This window comes from Neisseria blantyrii, assembly GCF_962747855.1.
Lineage (GTDB): Bacteria > Pseudomonadota > Gammaproteobacteria > Burkholderiales > Neisseriaceae > Neisseria > Neisseria viridiae.
The window spans coordinates 1-17459 of the sequence record NZ_CAUIZY010000014.1; the positions used below are offsets into that span (position 1 = coordinate 1).

The window sequence follows — 17459 nt, forward strand, 5'->3', positions numbered from 1 at the left end:
ACCTTGTCCACCTCCTGAATAAACTTCATTGGGATTATTTTCTGCTTGATGGATAAATTCTAAATTTTCATCAATGTCTTTTTGTAGATAAAGGTCTCCTGTTAAAACATAAATTAAGTATTCATATATTCTATCTTTAATTATTTCATTATTTTCTTCATCTAAAAATATACATCTTTTTAATAGTTCTCCATTAAATTCATAAATATCGTAATAAACTTTAAAAATAGATATCATATCATTTCCTTATCTTCCATAAATTGGATATGCTGTTCCTCTTGGTGTAATAAACCCTTTATAATGTTTCAGCACCGCCCGGCTTTGATACCCAAAGGATTAGGCTGCAATAAAAACCCTTTTCCGCTTTGGTAACGATTGAAATTTATGTAAATTCAAATACCTAGATTCCTTCCTACGCGGGAATGACGCGGAAAGGTTCAGATGCAGGGTGGGCATTCCCGCCCGCCAAATCCCGCCCTTGCATCGGTCGGCAAGAATGCTCGCCCTACGGTTTGACGGTTCGATATGATGCCGTCTGAAAACCCAACGGCGGCATGACAATGCCGCCCTGCCAACGCACGTAAGTCAAAATTTCCATCCCGACATCAAACGCTTGGAAACGAAATGCCGTCTGAAAATCAAACGGCAACATAACAATGCCCCCCTAACAAATGCAAAAATGCCGTCTGAAAGCCCTTCAGACGGCATTGGCGCGACGGGTTTACCGCCTCCTGCCGAAACCGCGCATAGCGGGGCGGCGGTAATTGGCGGGCGGGCGCGTTGTCGGGCGGTAACGCTGCGCCTGCGCCGCCTGTTGTTTTGCACGGAGGCTGCGCGTGTTCAAATCCCTGCTGGTGCGCGCATTGGGATGTGCGGACTGATGGTAGGCTGCACGCGCGCGCCGGGCGACGGGACTGTCTTGGTTGCCTGCCCGTGTGAATTTGTTTGCCAGCGCGTTGCCGATAAACGCGCCTGCCGCCGCGCCGACCAAGCTTTGCAGCAGCCAGCTTCCTGTCGATTGGTCGTAAATATACTGCTGCCCGTCTTTACCGGTAACGGGTTGCCCGTTGTTGCCGTTTGCCTGTGCTTCGGCAGGAATGGTGTCTTTGACTGCTTCGGGAGTCAGTTGGTAAACCGTATCGTCTGCCTGCTGTGCGAGCTGCTGTTGCAGGGCTTCAATCTGTTTCTGCTGCTGTTCGAGCCGCGCCTGCGTGTCGTCTTGGCAGGCGGCGAGTGCGAATGTTGCGATAAGCGCGGAGGCGATGATTTTTTTCATGTGTGTCCTGTTTGGGTGGAAAATCGGTTTTATTGTATCGCCGTCGGGAATTTTGGCAAGCATTCTGCCGACAAATCGTGATGTTTACAGGGGCAGGGTGTGCAGTTTGCGGACAAATGCGAGGCTGTTGGCGACTGGGTTGCCTTTGTTTTCGACTTCGTGTTCGGTTTCTACGGTCAGCAGGCGGCGGTTTTTGTGTTTGTTCAGGCTCAATTCGGCTTGTGCGGGTGTGAAAAACAGGCGGTGTTTTTCGGCAAAGCGGCGGGCGCGCTTGTTTGCGGTTTTCAAAATCTGAAGCAGCGATACGTCAAGATGGAAGCGTCGCACACCCAATACGAGAATCCGTGCGGCAAAAAAATCGGCGGCATCGGTAAACTCGGCGGGGCTGCTGCGGCTGAAGTCGTGCCGTTCGGCGGCTATCAGGGCGGCAACGGTGCGGATTTGCGGAATCATCGATTCGCTGATGAGTATGTCGTCCCGCCCTGCATTAAGAAGCATGGGGGAAAAATCCCGTGCATCATCGACAATAATGCTGCAAGTGTGCAGGGTTTCGTTTTGTGCGGCGGTTTGGGGCATTGCATTCATGGTCATTTTTCTGATTCTGCCGTGTGTTGCCGAATCGGGCGACCTGTGTGAAGGTAACAAAAAAGCCGCCCCGTTTTCGAGCGGCCTGTTTTGCGTATGGGATGGATTTCAAGCAAGCGCAAAAAAGTACCGCACGTCTGTGTGGTACCAATAGCAGTAAGCGGTTGTAAACATTTTGCCTTGCATGATGAAATGCCGTCTGAAGATAAAAATATGGGGGAGAGTTTAAATCAAAACGCTGCCGCGCCTCAAGCACTTTATCGAAATTTTTTTGATTTTTCATCTATCCTATTGAAAATATTTCAGTTTATTTTTACCGCTACCCGATATTGTCGGCAATTTCCCTTTATCCGCCTTGAAAAACGGTGCATAATCCCGAGCAAAACCGCAATCAGGAGCAATTATGCAAAACTATCTGACCCCCAATTTCGCCTTTGCACCGATGATTCCCGAACGCGCTTCAGGCAGCCGCGTTTGGGATACGGAAGGGCGTGAATATATTGATTTTTCAGGCGGCATCGCCGTTAACGCGCTGGGACACTGCCACCCTGCCCTTTTCGATGCTTTAAACGCGCAGATGCACAAGCTGTGGCACATTTCCAATATCTATACGACGCGTCCGGCGCAGGAATTGGCGCAAAAATTGGTTGCAAACAGCTTTGCCGACAAGGTTTTTTTCTGCAACTCGGGCGCGGAGGCGAATGAGGCGGCGTTGAAGCTGGCGAGGAAATATGCGCGCGACCGTTTCGGCGGAGGCAAAAGCGAAATCGTCGCCTGTATCAACAGTTTCCACGGGCGCACGCTGTTTACCGTGTCCGTCGGCGGCCAGCCGAAATACAGCAAGGATTATGCACCGCTGCCACAAGGTATTACGCACGTTCCGTTCAACGATATTGCCGCTCTGGAAGCTGCCGTCGGCGAACAGACCTGCGCGGTCATCATCGAGCCGATACAGGGCGAAAGCGGCATCCTGCCCGCCACTGCGGAATATTTGCAAACCGCGCGCCGTCTGTGCGACCGGCACAATGCGTTGTTGATTTTGGACGAAGTTCAAACCGGTATGGGGCATACAGGCAGGCTGTTTGCCTATGAACATTACGGCGTTGTTCCCGATATTTTGAGTTCGGCAAAAGCCTTGGGCTGCGGCTTTCCGATCGGCGCGATGCTGGCGGAGGAAGAGGTTGCCGCCGCCTTCCAACCGGGTACGCACGGCTCGACTTTCGGCGGCAACCCGATGGCGTGTGCGGTCGGCAGCCGCGCATTCGACATCATCAATGCGCCCGAAACTTTAAACCATGTCCGTGAACAGGGGCGGAAACTTCAGACGGCATTGCTGGATTTGGGCAGGAAAACGGGCTTGTTCTCACAGGTTCGCGGGATGGGGCTGCTGCTCGGCTGCGTGTTGGACGCGCCTTATCGCGGACGCGCATCCGAAATCGCCGCCGCCGCGTTGAAACACGGCGTAATGATTTTGGTTGCGGGTGCGGACGTATTGCGTTTCGCGCCTTCGCTGCTGTTGAACGATGAAGATATGGCGGAAGGTTTGGCGCGTCTGGAAAACGTGCTGGTGGAATTTGCCGCCGCAAACCGCCCCTAGGCAGAAAGCAGATGCCGTCTGAAGACCGGAAGGCTTCAGACGGCATCAGAAACAAAAAACCGCTTCGGAAACGTGGTTCGGCGTTCCGAAGTGGTTTTGTTTGCCATCAGGACTCGAACACCAATTCCGGTTCCCTGCCCTCTTCAATGACTGCCTTGCCGACCACCACTTTTTTCAAGCCTTGCAAATCGGGCAGGCGGTACATCGTATCGAGCAGGCAGCGTTCGACAATGGAACGCAGGCCGCGCGCGCCGGTTTTACGTTCCATTGCCTGACGCGCAATGGAACGCAATGCGCCTTCTTCAAATTCCAACTCGACGTTTTCCATGCCGAACAAGACCTGATACTGCTTGACCAAAGCGTTTTTCGGCTCGGTTAAAATATTAATCAGCGCGTCCTCATCCAGTTCTTCTAGTGTTGCAATCACGGGCAAACGTCCGATCAGTTCGGGAATCAGGCCGAATTTAATCAAATCTTCCGGTTCGACAATACCGAACAGCTTGGTAATGTCGGCATTTTCGTCCTTGCTGTGAACGGACGCACCGAAACCGATACCGCCTTTCTCTGTGCGCTGGCGAATCACTTTTTCCAAGCCTGCAAACGCACCGCCACAGATAAACAGGATGTTGGTGGTATCGACGTTGATAAATTCCTGATTTGGATGCTTGCGACCGCCTTGGGGCGGAACACTAGCCACCGTACCTTCAATCAGTTTCAGTAAGGCTTGTTGCACACCTTCGCCGGATACGTCGCGGGTAATCGACGGGTTGTCGCTTTTGCGTGAAATTTTATCGATTTCGTCGATATAGACGATGCCGCGCTGGGCTTTTTCGACATCGAAATCACATTTACCCAAAAGCTTGGTAATGATTTGCTCGACGTCTTCACCGACATAACCTGCCTCGGTCAGCGTGGTTGCATCCGCCATCACGAACGGCACATCCAGTTTGCGTGCCAAAGATTGTGCCAACAGCGTTTTACCCGATCCGGTCGGGCCGATAAGCAGGATGTTGGATTTCGACAATTCGACATTACCGCCGGCTTTAGGGTGGCGCAGGCGTTTGTAATGGTTGTACACCGACACCGCCAAGGCTTTCTTGGCTTGTTCCTGACCGATAACGTGGTCGTTAAGGTTGGCGACGATTTCGGCAGGAGTGGGCAGCTTGCCGGATTCCTCCGGCTCCCCTCCGGCACTTTCCGAAGGCGTGCCGTCATTTCCGTCTTCATGCAATATTTCAATACAGTTTGAGACGCATTCGTCGCAGATAAAGGCGTTTTCGCCCTCAATCAAATGTTTGACGTGTGATTTGGATTTTCCGCAAAAGGAACAGGTACGGTTTTCGTTGGACATGGCTTTCTTTACAATGTATGCGTTGCAGAAACGGCACGCGCCGTTCGGGTTGCCAAGTATAATAACTATATCCGTGCTTATCAATATAAAAGAATAGCATACATCTCAAGAATCAATTCTCTCGACTGAGATGTATATACCAACCATTTTTTATAGGACGATATAACTCTATATTTGCAGAATATCTTTGAGCAACTTGATCCAAATCTTCCTCCGTAATTCTTTCTACGATATACATTTCAGTGCTGGGATCTAAGGCAACCTCTTTATCGTAGTTCTTTATATGATTCTCAAGATTTGGAGTATAGACATACTCCTTGTACCCTCCACTGATAGAAACACCCCATGTATGAAAGAGCAAGCATACTTCTGATATCCCATCATACTGTATACTAATAATATCCAGTCTCTTGATTAAAGAGTCCAATTCCTTTTTATCTTTAGATGAGATAACATGGGCCGTACTATCTGTTTCGTCATAAGGGGGATAATGAAATCCATCGTACTTAACAGAAATTTTTCTCAATCTCTCAAATTCAGACTCGTAGAGCTTGAAATGCTCTAACATTTGATGATCTGACGACACATTATTTCTTGTACACCCAAAAAGCAAAAAAATGAATGTAATTAAAAAGAATATTGATGATTTAGGCATTTCTTGATATTTACAGGTTTGTTATCTTGATAAGATTTATAGATTTCATCTAAGATAACTTGAGCCGTTAAAAAAGAAGGAGTTCCTCCATATCTATTATATAGTCTGAAACCTATTTTGATAGCTTCATTATATCTATAAAGGAAATTTTAAAGTACACCCATAATGGAAAAAATGTTTTATCAAATTAGCGACCCCACACAAAATGTTCCCGAAGGAGATGACAGTTGGATAGATCAATTGAAACAAGAGAATATAATGTGCGATTGTGGAAATATCATTAAACATACAGCAATTGATGTCTTTCTAAATGAAAAAATAAAAAAAAGTTTTGCTCCAATTACCTACGCAAGAGGTACATTTATTGGAATGTTACATAAAGATATTGTTTCATTACTGGGCATTCAAAATATTGAGAATGTATATTTTGTAGGAAAGGTTTATGATGTAAACAAAACTGTATCCAAAGAATACATTTCAGTTGTTCCAAAATTTAGAATTTATATAAGGGGAGGGAAAGAATCAACTTGTAGTATATGTGAAAAGTGCGGAGTCGTTTTATATTTTCCTTTGCCATTAAATAGTTGGTATATTGTGGATAAATCTATCCCAAATCTCACTTTCTTTCCAAGCGCTTTAACAGGTATTATTGTGAATGACGAAATTTTAAAACAAATAAAAAAATCAGGAATTAAAAGAATTGGATATGAAAAATTGCCAGTATTAAAAGAAGCAATTGATGGTCACAATAGTTGTTTTGGGGCTTTGCCACCGGAATAATGACCTTTTCGGCAAAATCAAGAGTACTAATGTCTTAGTTCCCTCAATGACAAGTAATTGCAGGCTCATTATGGCTGGCAGGAGGGAGATACCGCCTACGAGTGGTACGGCAACGGCATGCTCAGGAGCGTACGCACACCCGAAGGTGCCACCATAAGGTTTGAGTACGATGCCTTGGGCAGGCGTATCCTTAAAGAGACGCACGACACATGCCATCGCTATGCCTGGGACGGCAACGTGCTTCTGCATGAGTGGAGCTATGACAGGCGGGAGAAGACGCGTCCGACGCATCGGTTTCGTGCGTTCAGACGGCATCTTCGATTTCTTTTGACGAAACCGCCGTGCGCAAACCGAAAGAAGTTTTCAAGCACGGTGCGAGCTTCGCGTTCAAGAGCCGGCAGATTGTCCGTTATTACGACCCCAAACGCAAAGCCTTCGCCTATTTGGTTTATAGCGATAAAATCGTCCAAGGCTCGCCGAAAAATTCCTTAAGCGCGGTTTCCTGTTTCGGCGGCGGCATACCGCAAGCCGATGGGGTGCAAGCCGATACTTCCGGCAAACTGCTTGCCGGCGCCTGCATTATTTCCAACCCGATAGAAAATCCCGACAAACGCTGATATGAACCTCTCCAACCACTTTCTCGTCGCCATGCCCGATATGGAAGACGCATTTTTTTCACAATCGGTCGTCTATATCTGCAAACACGATGAAGACGGCGCACTCGGCATCGCCATCAACAAACCCTCTCCGATTACGATGGACATGATTTTTTCCGCCACCGGCAAAAACATCCCCATGCGGATGCAGCACGACAGCGTGATGATGGGCGGGCCGGTGCAGGTCGAGCGCGGTTACGTCGTCCACACGCCGGTCGGCAACTGGCAAAGCAGCATCGGCGTTTCAGACGGCATCGCGCTGACCTCTTCCCGAGACGTGATTGAAAATATTTCACGCGAAGGTGCGGTTGACAAAGCCTTGATCAGCATAGGCTATTCGAGTTGGGGCAAAGGGCAGCTCGAACGCGAACTTACCGACAATGCGTGGCTGACCGTTCCCGCCGACAAACACATCCTGTTCGACATCCCCTACGAACACCGTTACGCCGCCGCATTCGCCAAACTCGGCATCGACCCGCTCGCCCTGTTTTCGGGAGCCGGCCATGCATAAAATTCCAAAAGGAACGGCACTGGCATTCGACTTCGGCGAAGCGCGTATCGGCGTGGCACAAGGAGACGCGGAATTAGGGCTATCCCATCCTTTGAGCACCGTTACCGGCGGCAGCAACGATGAAAAGTTCGCGGCAATCGCCAAGCTGGTTCAAGAATGGCAGCCGCGTTATTTTGTCGTCGGACTGCCCGTGCATACCGACGGCACGAAACATGAAATGATGCACCTGTCGCGCAAGTTCGGACGCAGGCTGAACGGCAGGTTCAATCTCCCCGTCTATTGGGTTGACGAACGGCTGTCGTCCGTCTATGCCGAAAGCCTGCTTTCGGAAGCACAGGTCTTCGGCAAAAAACGCAAATCGGTGCTCGACCAAGTGGCGGCGCAAGCCATCTTGCACGGTTTTTTCGAGGGCGGTCCGGCGGAATGTTTCAACGGGCGTGAGGGTTAAGCGGCGCGGTTAACACCCTACCGTGAAAGAGGCGCGCACCAAGCCGTCCAGCTCCAATGCCAAATTGTCCCCCGCACCGATTGCGCCCACGCCGGAGGGCGTTCCGGTAAACACCAAATCCCCTTTCCCCAAACCGTAATCCGCCGCCAGTTTGTGTAAAATTTCCCGAATCGGGTAAATCATCAAACCGGTATCCCCGCGCTGTTTCAATACGCCGTTTTGTTTTAATGAAAACAACACCTTCTCGGGATTGCTGATTCTGCCTGCCGCCGCAAAATCCGACACGCACGCGGAATGCCTGAACCCTTTTGCCTTCAGCCAGGGCAGCCCCTGCGCCTTCAGATGGCATTGGATGTCTCGCGCGGTCAAATCCAAACCCACGCCGTACCCCGCCACACATCCCAAAATATCTTCACCCTCTCCCATGCCGTCTGAATCCTTACCGACCAGCAGCACGAGTTCGCACTCAAACTGCACATCCCTACTGAACTCGGGCAGTAAGATTGTACCGCCGCTATTCAAAATGCTGCCTGACGGCTTCATAAACACCACAGGTTCGGAAGGTATTTCGTTTTTTAACTCTTCAATATGTGCGGCATAGTTCCTGCCGATACAGAAAATATTGCCGACCTCGACTGCTTCTCCTTCTAAAAATACTGAGGCCACTTCACTTTCTCCCCAAATAAAAATGCCGTCTGAAATTATTTTCAGACGGCATTTGACCAAGCTTACCCATTTAATGAAGCTGTTACACGCGCAACAATTTCTCCGATTGCAACTGCCTGCGCTTCGTTGTTGCGGCGTTCGGCGTATTCGACATTGCTTTCTTTCAAAGCGCGGTCGCCGATGACGATGCGGTGCGGAATACCCAACAGCTCGGAGTCGTTCAGCAATACGCCTGCGCGTTCGTCGCGGTCATCCAGCAGCACATCCGCGCCTGCCGCCAGCAATTCGGCATAGATTTTGTCGGCGGCTTCGCGTACGGTGTCTGATTTTTTGTAGTTCATCGGCACGATAACGACTTCAAACGGCGCCATTGCTTTGGTCCAGATGATGCCTTTTTCGTCGTTATTCTGCTCGATGGCGGCGGCAACGACGCGGGTGATGCCGATGCCGTAGCAGCCCATTTCCATAATTTGCGATTTGCCGTTGTTGTCAAGGAAGCTTACGTTCATGGCTTGGGTGTATTTGTCGCGCAATTGGAAAACGTGTCCGACTTCGATGCCGCGCGCCAGTTTCAGACGGCCTTGCCCGTCGGGGCTTTCGTCGCCTTCGACCACATTACGCAAATCGACGAATTCAGGCTCGGCGGCATCGCGCCCGAAGTTGAAGCCGGTATAGTGGTAGCCGTCTTCGTTCGCACCGATGACCCAGTCCGCGCCTTTTTCAGTGGCGAAATCGGCATAGACTTTGCCTGTGAAGCCGACGGGACCGAGAGAGCCGCCGTTTGCGCCGAACTGTTCGATAATCGCGGCAGGACTTGCCATGGTCAGTGGCGATTTCACGCCCGCCAGTTTTTCTGCCTTGATGTCGTTAAACTCATGGTCGCCACGCAACAGCAGCAGGACAAGTTCGCCTTCATTTTCGCCTTCAACCACGATGGATTTGAGAGTTTGTTCAACCGGAATATTCAGGAATTCAACCAAAGACTCAATGGTTTTGACGTTTGGTGTATGTACTTTGGTCAACTCGGCCTGAGCAGCGGCGCGTTCGCCTTTGAGCGGCAAGGTCGGTGCCAGCTCGACATTGGCGGCATAATCGGAAGTGTCGCTGTATGCAATCACATCTTCGCCGCTTTCCGCCAACACTTGAAACTCGTGCGAACCGGTGCCGCCGATGCTGCCGGTATCTGCGGCAACGGGGCGGAATTCCAAGCCCAGACGGGTGAAGATACGGCAGTAAGCGTCATACATGGCATCATAGGTCGTCTGAAGCGAGGCGTAGTCGGCATGGAAGGAATAAGCATCTTTCATGACAAACTCGCGCGCACGCATCACACCGAAGCGCGGACGCACTTCATCACGGAATTTGGTTTGGATGTGGTAAAAGTTTTTCGGCAGTTGTTTGTAGCTGTTGACTTCTTTGCGCACGATGTCGGCAATGACTTCTTCGCAAGTCGGACCCATACAGAAATCGCGGTCATGACGGTCTTTCAGGCGCAGCAGTTCTTTACCATAAAATTCCCAGCGACCGGATTCCTGCCACAGTTCGGCAGGTTGTACCACCGGCATCAGCAGCTCCACGCTACCCGCGCGAGCCATTTCTTCACGCACGATATTTTCAACTTTGCGCAATACACGCAGACCCATTGGCATCCAAGTATAAAGACCGGATGCGTTGGCTTTGATCAAGCCGGCACGAATCATCAGCTTGTGGCTGGCAAGTGCGGCTTCAACAGGGGCTTCTTTTAAAGTAGAGATAAAGAATTGGCTGGCTTTCATAAAAGTATTTTTCCAAACAGGCAGATTCAAAAGTAAATCGGGTGCAGATTGTAACGCGAAAAAAGCAGGTTTTGCACCAACCTCCAAAATTCACCCCCTGCCCCAAGCGCGGGACAAATCCCATAACAGACGGCAAAAACATGACCAGAAACATCATATTGAACATAATCACATGATTTTTATAGATTTAAATGTGCCTATTTTTTAATCAAAATAAGCGTACATTTGTTGCGTAAGACTTTTTTAACACAAGCCGTGGCTTATCAACACGGTTATCCACAAAGCTTGTGTATAGATTTTCTACAATAGGGAAATTGCCGGCAGAGACATAACGATTCGACATCCCACAATTCCGAAAAAATATAACCAAAATCAAACAGAATGTTTTCGCAATCAAAAAGACCTGTCCTTACCAAACGCCAACTTCAGTATAAAACCTGCTTTTAAAAGCATGGTTATTTGCCAGCAGACCCGATTGCTGATAGGATTTCGTGTGGAGCAGACCGAACATTTTTTTCAAGTTTTCCCTTGTTTCCAAGACTTTTATAATTTTTTGAAAACATTGGACTTAAATTGTTTTGTTTCGGTTTGATTTAGAAATTTTCGTTTTTGCTTATTATTTTTCACAAACGAAAATAAAGGGGTTGGCTACACCCTCCCTGCCGATTAAACACTCAACATAAAGGATAGATACTATGTCCACCCAATTACACGATGTTGACCCTATCGAAACCCAAGAGTGGCTGGACGCGTTAAGCTCCGTCCTCGAATATGAAGGCGGCGAACGCGCGCAATACCTCTTGGAAAACCTGGTCAAATACTGCCGCGACAAAGGCGTACGTATGCCACATGGCACGACCACCCCGTATTTGAATACCGTTTCGGTTGAAAACGAAAAAGGCATTCCGGGCGACCAAAACATCGAACACCGCATCCGCGCATTCGTGCGCTGGAACGCCGCCGCCATCGTATTGCGCGCCGGCAAGAAAGATTTGGAACTGGGTGGGCACATCGCATCTTTTCAATCTGCCGCCACCATGTACGAAGTCGGTTTCAACCACTTCTGGAAAGCCAAAGGTGAAGGTGAAGAAGGCGATTTGGTCTTTTTCCAAGGACACGCCTCCCCGGGCATCTATGCCCGCGCCTTTGTCGAAGGCCGCCTGACCGAAGACCAATTGAACAACTTCCGTCAAGAAGTTGACGGTAAAGGCCTGCCTTCTTACCCTCACCCTCACCTGTTGCCTGACTTCTGGCAATTCCCAACTGTATCTATGGGTCTTGGCCCATTGATGGCAATCTACCAGGCACGCTTCCTGAAATACTTGGAATCTCGCGGTCTGGCTAAAACCAAAGGCCGTAAAGTATGGGTATTCTGTGGCGACGGCGAGATGGATGAACCTGAAAGCCAAGGTGCTATTGCTCTGGCTTCACGCGAAGGCTTGGACAACTTGGTATTCGTCATCAACTGTAACCTGCAACGTTTGGACGGCCCAGTACGCGGTAACGGCAAAATCATTCAAGAGCTGGAAGGCAACTTTGCCGGTGCCGGCTGGAATGTTGTGAAAGTCATCTGGGGTCGTCGTTGGGACCTCCTCTTGGCAAAAGATAAAGATGGCATCCTGCGCAAACGTATGGAAGAGTGCTTGGACGGTGACTACCAAACTTACAAATCCAAAGACGGTGCATACGTTCGCGAACACTTCTTCAATACGCCTGAACTGAAAGCATTGGTCGCTGATATGACCGATGATGAGATTTGGGCATTGAACCGCGGCGGCCACGACCCTCAAAAAGTGTACAACGCTTACGACCGCGCAGTGAACCACGCTGACGGCAAACCTACTGTCATTTTGGCTAAAACCATTAAAGGTTACGGCATGGGCGCATCCGGCGAAGGTCAAAACGTTGCCCACCAAGCTAAAAAAATGGACAAAGCTTCTCTGAAACAATTCCGTGACCGCTTTGACATTCCTGTTACCGACGAGCAAATCGACAGTGGTGACCTGCCTTACCTGACTTTTGCTCCCGACAGCGAAGAATACAAATACCTACATGCACGCCGTGAAGCTTTGGGTGGCTACCTGCCTCAACGCAAACCTACCCAAGAAGTTCTGGAAGTGCCTGAACTGTCAGCATTTGAGACTCAACTGAAATCCAGCGGCGACCGTGAATTCTCAACCACTATGGCTTTCGTCCGCATCCTGTCTACTTTGCTGAAAGACAAAAAAATCGGCAAACGCGTGGTACCTATCGTTCCTGATGAGAGCCGTACGTTCGGTATGGAAGGTATGTTCCGCCAATACGGTATTTGGAACCCTAAAGGCCAACAATACACTCCTCAAGATAAAGACCAACTGATGTTCTATAAAGAGTCTGTTGACGGTCAAATCTTGCAAGAAGGTATTAACGAACCGGGTGCCATGGCTGACTGGATTGCTGCTGCGACCAGCTATGCGAACAGCGACTTCGCCATGATTCCGTTCTATATCTATTATTCCATGTTCGGTTTCCAACGTATCGGCGACTTGGCATGGGCGGCGGGCGATATGCACGCGCGCGGCTTCCTGTTGGGCGGTACTGCCGGCCGTACGACGCTGAACGGCGAAGGTCTGCAACACGAAGACGGCCACAGCCACATCCAGGCCGACCTGATTCCGAACTGCGTATCTTATGACCCGACCTTCCAATACGAAGTCGCCGTCATCGTACAAGACGGTCTGCGCCGTATGTATGCCAATAATGAAGACGTGTTCTACTACATCACCCTGATGAACGAGAACTACGCTCACCCAGATATGCCTGAAGGCGCAGAAGAAAACATCCTGAAAGGTATGTATCTGCTGAAAGCTGGCGGCAAAGGCGACAAGAAAGTTCAATTGATGGGTTCCGGTACCATCCTGCAAGAAGTCATTGCTGGTGCTGAATTGTTGAAAGCCGACTTCGGCGTAGAAGCAGACATCTGGTCTTGCCCATCATTCAACCTGTTGCATCGCGACGCTATCGAAGTGGAACGCTTCAACCGCCTGAATCCTTTGGAAACTGCAAAAGTACCGTTTGTTACTTCTCAGCTGCAAGGTCATGACGGTCCGGTTATTGCCGCTACCGACTACATCCGCAGCTATGCTGACCGTATCCGCGCCTACATCCCTAACGACTACCACGTCTTGGGTACTGACGGCTTTGGTCGCTCCGACAGCCGTGCCAACCTGCGCCGCTTCTTCGAAGTTGACCGCTACAACGTTGCCGTTGCTGCATTGAGCGCATTGGCCGAGCAAGGCAAAGTCAGCAAAGAAACCGTTCAACAAGCCATTGAAAAATATGGTATCAAAGCCGATTCAGCTCCTAGCTGGAAACGCTAATTGATGTTTCAGACGGCCTGTTTGCTTCGTTCAGACATCAGGCCGTCTGAAAACCGAATGCTTGAATGGTTTAACAAACTGTACCGATGCCGTGTGAAACAGTTTTCAGACGGCATCAAACTGAAAATATTAAAGGAACTCAAATGAGTATCGTAGAAATCAAAGTCCCTGATATCGGCGGTCATGAAAACGTCGACATCATCGCCGTAGAAGTCAAAGTAGGCGACACTATTGCCGTTGACGACACCCTGATTACATTGGAAACCGACAAAGCCACTATGGACGTACCTGCCGATGCAGCCGGCGTCGTGAAAGAAGTTAAAGTTAAAGTTGGCGATAAAATCTCTGAAGGCGGCGTGATTCTGACCGTTGAAACCGATGCTGCCGCTGCTGATGCTGCTCCGGCTCCTGCTGCAGAAGCTCCCACTGCTCCAGCTGCTGCGCCTGCAGCCGCTCCTGCCGGTGGTGCTACCGTACAAGTTGTTGTACCTGATATCGGCGGCCACTCTGACGTAGATGTTATTGCCGTTGAAATTAAAGTTGGCGACACTGTTGCCGTTGACGACACCCTGATTACTTTGGAAACTGACAAAGCCACTATGGACGTACCATGTACAGAAGCCGGTGTGGTTAAAGCCGTATTTGTAAAAGTTGGCGACAAAGTATCTGAAGGTTCTGCCATTATCGAAGTAGAAACCGCCGGTTCCGCCGCAGCTGCTCCTGCTCCTGCCGCCCAAGCTGCCGCTCCTGCACCGGCTGCCGCTCAGGTTCCGGCTGCTGCCGCCGCGCCCGCACCTTCTGCACCTGCCGCTGCCAAAATCGATGAAGCCGCTTTCGCCAAAGCACACGCCGGTCCTTCCGCACGCAAACTGGCGCGCGAATTGGGCGTGGATTTGGGTCAAGTCAAAGGTACCGGCTTGAAAGGCCGTATCATGGGCGACGACATTAAAGCCTTTGTGAAATCTGTGATGCAAGGCGGTGCGGCGAAACCTGCTGCTGCCGGCGCATCTTTGGGCGGCGGTCTGGACTTGCTGCCGTGGCCGAAAGTGGACTTCTCTAAATTCGGTAATGTCGAAGTTAAAGAGTTGTCCCGCATTAAGAAAATTTCCGGTCAAAACCTGTCCCGCAACTGGGTAGTCATCCCGCACGTTACCGTTCACGAAGAAGCGGACATGACCGAACTGGAAGAATTCCGCAAACAGCTGAACAAAGAATGGGAACGCGAAGGCGTGAAACTGTCTCCGTTGGCGTTCATCATCAAAGCCTCTGTTGCTGCGCTGAAAGCCTTCCCTGAATTCAATGCTTCTCTGGATGGCGACAACCTGGTGCTGAAAAACTACTTCAACATCGGTTTCGCAGCCGACACGCCAAACGGCTTGGTTGTTCCAGTGATCAAAGACGTAGATCAAAAAGGCTTGAAACAAATTAGCCAAGAATTGACCGAATTGTCCAAAAAAGCCCGCGAAGGCAAGCTTAAACCGCAAGAAATGCAAGGCGCGTGCTTTACCATTTCCAGCTTGGGCGGCATCGGCGGCACAGGTTTCACGCCGATTGTGAACGCTCCCGAAGTCGCCATCTTGGGCGTGTGCAAATCCCAAATCAAACCGGTTTGGAACGGCAAAGAGTTTGCCCCGCGCCTGATGTGCCCGTTGAGCCTGTCCTTCGACCACCGCGTCATCGACGGTGCGGCCGGTATGCGCTTCACCGTATTCTTGGCGAAGCTGTTGAAAGACTTCCGCCGCATTACCCTGTAACCCGATCGGCTTCAGACGGCATAGCGGCCTGTGCCGTCTGAAAAGGAAGTTTGAACATCATTCAGAAAGATGAGACATGAGCTTAGTTGAATTGAAAGTGCCCGACATTGGCGGTCACGAAAATGTAGATATTATTGCGGTTGAAGTAAATGTAGGCGACACCATTGCTGTGGACGATACCCTGATTACTTTGGAAACCGATAAAGCCACTATGGACGTGCCTGCCGAAGTTGCGGGCGTGGTCAAAGAAGTGAAAGTCAAAGTCGGCGACAAAATCTCCGAAGGCGGTTTGATTGTTGTCGTTGAAGCTGAAGGCACGGCTGTCGCCCCTAAAGCCGAAGCGGCTGCTGCCCCGGCGCAAGAAGCCCCTAAAGCTGCCGCTCCTGCTCCGCAAGCCGCGCAATTCGGCGGTTCTGCCGATGCCGAGTACGACGTGGTCGTATTGGGCGGCGGCCCCGGCGGTTACTCCGCTGCATTTGCCGCTGCCGATGAAGGCTTGAAAGTCGCCATCGTCGAACGTTATAAAACCTTGGGCGGCGTTTGCCTGAACGTCGGCTGTATCCCTTCCAAAGCCCTGTTGCACAATGCTGCCGTTATCGACGAAGTGCGCCACTTGGCTGCAAACGGCATCAAATACCCCGAGCCTGAACTCGACATCGATATGCTGCGCGCCTACAAAGACGGCGTAGTTTCCCGCCTCACGGGCGGTTTGGCAGGTATGGCGAAAAGCCGTAAAGTGGACGTTATCCAAGGCGACGGCCAATTCTTAGATCCGCACCACTTGGAAGTTTCTCTGACGACCAGCGAAGTGTACGAACAAGCGACTCCTACCGGTGAGAAAAAAATCGTTGCCTTTAAAAACTGTATCATTGCAGCAGGCAGCCGCGTAACCAAATTGCCTTTCATTCCTGAAGATCCTCGAATTTTCGACTCCAGCGGCGCATTGGCTCTGAAAGAAGTACCGGGCAAACTGTTGATTATCGGCGGCGGTATTATCGGTCTCGAAATGGGTACGGTTTACAGCACGCTGGGTTCTCGCCTGGATGTGGTTGAAATGATGGACGGCCTGATGCAAGGCGCAGACCGCGACTTGGTTAAAGTATGGCAAAAACAAAACGAATACCGTTTTGACAACATCATGATCAACACCAAAACTGTTGCTGTTGAGCCTAAAGAAGACGGTGTTTACGTTACCTTTGAAGGTGCAAATGCGCCTAAAGAGCCACAACGTTACGATGCCGTACTGGTCGCGGCAGGCCGTGCGCCTAACGGCAAACTCATCAGCGCGGAAAAAGCAGGCGTTGCCGTAACCGATCGCGGCTTCATCGAAGTGGACAAACAAATGCGTACCAATGTGCCGCACATCTACGCCATCGGCGATATCGTCGGTCAACCGATGTTGGCGCACAAAGCCGTTCACGAAGGCCACGTTGCTGCCGAAAACTGCGCCGGCCACAAAGCCTACTTCGACGCGCGCGTCATTCCGGGTGTTGCCTACACTTCTCCTGAAGTGGCATGGGTTGGTGAAACCGAATTGTCTGCCAAAGCTTCCGGCCGCAAAATCACCAAAGCCAACTTCCCGTGGGCGGCTTCTGGTCGTGCGATTGCCAACGGTTGCGACAACGGTTTTACCAAGCTGATTTTCGATGCCGAAACCGGCCGCATCATCGGCGGCGGCATTGTCGGGCCGAACGGTGGCGACATGATCGGCGAAGTCTGCCTTGCCATCGAAATGGGCTGCGATGCGGCAGACATCGGCAAAACCATCCACCCGCACCCGACCTTGGGCGAATCCATCGGTATGGCGGCGGAAGTGGCATTGGGTACTTGTACCGACCTGCCTCCGCAAAAGAAAAAATAAATCCGACTGAATAAACAGCCGATAAGGTTTATTTGAGCAAATGCCGTCTGAAATGTTCAGACGGCATTTTTATTTGGCTGTGTTTTAACCATCTGTCAATTTTAACTGGTTGCAAGGGAAAAGACGATTATTTTCCGGTTAGGCAAAAACCTATCTTATTGAATATCTTGAAGCTAAGCATGCCT

General features: G+C 50.3%; 14 protein-coding genes and 2 pseudogenes. 8 read left to right on the forward strand and 8 right to left on the reverse strand.

Annotation, left to right across the window (positions count from 1 at the left end; genetic code table 11):
* From Q9J80_RS09605 to Q9J80_RS09620, 4 genes and pseudogenes are all read right to left on the reverse strand, one after another.
* Nucleotides 1-237, reverse strand: a pseudogene (locus Q9J80_RS09605) (hypothetical protein); the annotation flags it as partial.
* Between the two features lie 268 nt (nucleotides 238-505).
* Nucleotides 506-652 carry a hypothetical protein gene (locus Q9J80_RS09610; RefSeq protein ID WP_301672898.1) on the reverse strand — a complete coding sequence of 49 codons (147 nt, stop codon included), beginning with the start codon at nucleotides 650-652 and terminating at the stop codon, nucleotides 506-508.
* Nucleotides 653-721: 69 nt separating this feature from the next.
* Complete coding sequence (locus tag Q9J80_RS09615; RefSeq protein WP_002216993.1) at nucleotides 722-1276, reverse strand: hypothetical protein; 555 nt, start codon at nucleotides 1274-1276, stop codon at nucleotides 722-724.
* 84 nt (nucleotides 1277-1360) lie between these two features.
* Complete coding sequence (locus tag Q9J80_RS09620; protein ID WP_301672927.1) at nucleotides 1361-1861, reverse strand: hypothetical protein; 501 nt, start codon at nucleotides 1859-1861, stop codon at nucleotides 1361-1363.
* 403 nt (nucleotides 1862-2264) lie between these two features.
* On the opposite strand from Q9J80_RS09620, the gene Q9J80_RS09625 reads away from it, so the two are divergent.
* Complete coding sequence (locus Q9J80_RS09625) at nucleotides 2265-3458, forward strand: acetylornithine/succinyldiaminopimelate transaminase (protein WP_301672897.1); 1194 nt, start codon at nucleotides 2265-2267, stop codon at nucleotides 3456-3458.
* 106 nt (nucleotides 3459-3564) lie between these two features.
* On the opposite strand, the gene clpX is transcribed toward Q9J80_RS09625, so the two are convergent.
* Together clpX and Q9J80_RS09635 are read right to left on the reverse strand one after the other, a co-directional pair.
* Nucleotides 3565-4809 carry an ATP-dependent Clp protease ATP-binding subunit ClpX gene (clpX, locus tag Q9J80_RS09630; protein ID WP_301672896.1) on the reverse strand — a complete coding sequence of 415 codons (1245 nt, stop codon included), beginning with the start codon at nucleotides 4807-4809 and terminating at the stop codon, nucleotides 3565-3567.
* Nucleotides 4810-4921: 112 nt separating this feature from the next.
* On the reverse strand, nucleotides 4922-5377 hold the full coding sequence (locus Q9J80_RS09635) for a DUF4948 family protein (RefSeq protein ID WP_301672895.1): 456 nt from the start codon (nucleotides 5375-5377) through the stop codon (nucleotides 4922-4924).
* A 252-nt stretch (nucleotides 5378-5629) separates the two neighbouring features.
* Between Q9J80_RS09635 and Q9J80_RS09640 the strand changes: the two genes are divergently transcribed.
* The 4 genes and pseudogenes from Q9J80_RS09640 to ruvX all read left to right on the forward strand — a co-directional run bounded on the left by Q9J80_RS09640 (nucleotide 5630) and on the right by ruvX (nucleotide 7859).
* Nucleotides 5630-6244 carry a hypothetical protein gene (locus Q9J80_RS09640; RefSeq protein ID WP_304673194.1) on the forward strand — a complete coding sequence of 205 codons (615 nt, stop codon included), beginning with the start codon at nucleotides 5630-5632 and terminating at the stop codon, nucleotides 6242-6244.
* A gap of 272 nt (nucleotides 6245-6516) precedes the next feature.
* Nucleotides 6517-6861, forward strand: a pseudogene (locus Q9J80_RS09645) (CreA family protein); the annotation flags it as partial.
* Nucleotide 6862: 1 nt separating this feature from the next.
* A complete protein-coding gene (locus tag Q9J80_RS09650) occupies nucleotides 6863-7411 on the forward strand; it encodes a YqgE/AlgH family protein (RefSeq protein WP_301672925.1) in 549 nt (182 codons plus the stop codon).
* Nucleotides 7404-7859, forward strand: a complete 456-nt coding sequence (ruvX, locus tag Q9J80_RS09655; protein WP_304671685.1) for a Holliday junction resolvase RuvX — start codon at nucleotides 7404-7406, stop codon at nucleotides 7857-7859. The genes Q9J80_RS09650 and ruvX overlap by 8 nt, the downstream gene beginning before the upstream one ends.
* A 9-nt stretch (nucleotides 7860-7868) precedes the next feature.
* Here the strand turns inward: ruvX and Q9J80_RS09660 are convergent, their stop codons facing one another.
* Nucleotides 7869-8525 (reverse strand): fumarylacetoacetate hydrolase family protein, encoded by a 657-nt coding sequence (locus Q9J80_RS09660; RefSeq protein WP_002232607.1) that lies wholly within the window; start codon nucleotides 8523-8525, stop codon nucleotides 7869-7871.
* 62 nt (nucleotides 8526-8587) lie between these two features.
* Complete coding sequence (locus Q9J80_RS09665) at nucleotides 8588-10300, reverse strand: proline--tRNA ligase (protein WP_301672924.1); 1713 nt, start codon at nucleotides 10298-10300, stop codon at nucleotides 8588-8590.
* A gap of 695 nt (nucleotides 10301-10995) precedes the next feature.
* Here Q9J80_RS09665 and aceE point away from each other — a divergent pair.
* From aceE to lpdA, 3 genes are all read left to right on the forward strand, one after another.
* The gene (gene aceE, locus Q9J80_RS09670; RefSeq protein WP_304672829.1) at nucleotides 10996-13659 is read left to right on the forward strand and encodes a pyruvate dehydrogenase (acetyl-transferring), homodimeric type; all 2664 of its coding nucleotides are present in this window, start codon (nucleotides 10996-10998) and stop codon (nucleotides 13657-13659) included.
* A gap of 143 nt (nucleotides 13660-13802) precedes the next feature.
* Nucleotides 13803-15413: a dihydrolipoyllysine-residue acetyltransferase gene (gene aceF, locus Q9J80_RS09675; RefSeq protein WP_301672922.1), complete on the forward strand. Its 1611-nt coding sequence runs from the start codon at nucleotides 13803-13805 to the stop codon at nucleotides 15411-15413.
* A 76-nt stretch (nucleotides 15414-15489) separates the two neighbouring features.
* Nucleotides 15490-17274 carry a dihydrolipoyl dehydrogenase gene (gene lpdA, locus Q9J80_RS09680; RefSeq protein WP_301672921.1) on the forward strand — a complete coding sequence of 595 codons (1785 nt, stop codon included), beginning with the start codon at nucleotides 15490-15492 and terminating at the stop codon, nucleotides 17272-17274.
* The last annotated feature ends 185 nt before the right edge of the window (nucleotides 17275-17459 follow it).

Coding starts and splice junctions, on each gene's coding strand:
- aceF (WP_301672922.1), top strand. CDS start 13,803: ATGAGTATCGTAGAAATCAAAGTCCCTGATATCGGCGGTCATGAAAAC.
- Q9J80_RS09620 (WP_301672927.1), bottom strand. CDS start 1,861: ATGAATGCAATGCCCCAAACCGCCGCACAAAACGAAACCCTGCACACT.
- Q9J80_RS09635 (WP_301672895.1), bottom strand. CDS start 5,377: ATGTTAGAGCATTTCAAGCTCTACGAGTCTGAATTTGAGAGATTGAGA.
- Q9J80_RS09615 (WP_002216993.1), bottom strand. CDS start 1,276: ATGAAAAAAATCATCGCCTCCGCGCTTATCGCAACATTCGCACTCGCC.
- ruvX (WP_304671685.1), top strand. CDS start 7,404: ATGCATAAAATTCCAAAAGGAACGGCACTGGCATTCGACTTCGGCGAA.
- Q9J80_RS09665 (WP_301672924.1), bottom strand. CDS start 10,300: ATGAAAGCCAGCCAATTCTTTATCTCTACTTTAAAAGAAGCCCCTGTT.
- aceE (WP_304672829.1), top strand. CDS start 10,996: ATGTCCACCCAATTACACGATGTTGACCCTATCGAAACCCAAGAGTGG.
- Q9J80_RS09625 (WP_301672897.1), top strand. CDS start 2,265: ATGCAAAACTATCTGACCCCCAATTTCGCCTTTGCACCGATGATTCCC.
- clpX (WP_301672896.1), bottom strand. CDS start 4,809: ATGTCCAACGAAAACCGTACCTGTTCCTTTTGCGGAAAATCCAAATCA.
- Q9J80_RS09610 (WP_301672898.1), bottom strand. CDS start 652: ATGTTGCCGTTTGATTTTCAGACGGCATTTCGTTTCCAAGCGTTTGAT.
- Q9J80_RS09640 (WP_304673194.1), top strand. CDS start 5,630: ATGGAAAAAATGTTTTATCAAATTAGCGACCCCACACAAAATGTTCCC.
- Q9J80_RS09650 (WP_301672925.1), top strand. CDS start 6,863: ATGAACCTCTCCAACCACTTTCTCGTCGCCATGCCCGATATGGAAGAC.
- lpdA (WP_301672921.1), top strand. CDS start 15,490: ATGAGCTTAGTTGAATTGAAAGTGCCCGACATTGGCGGTCACGAAAAT.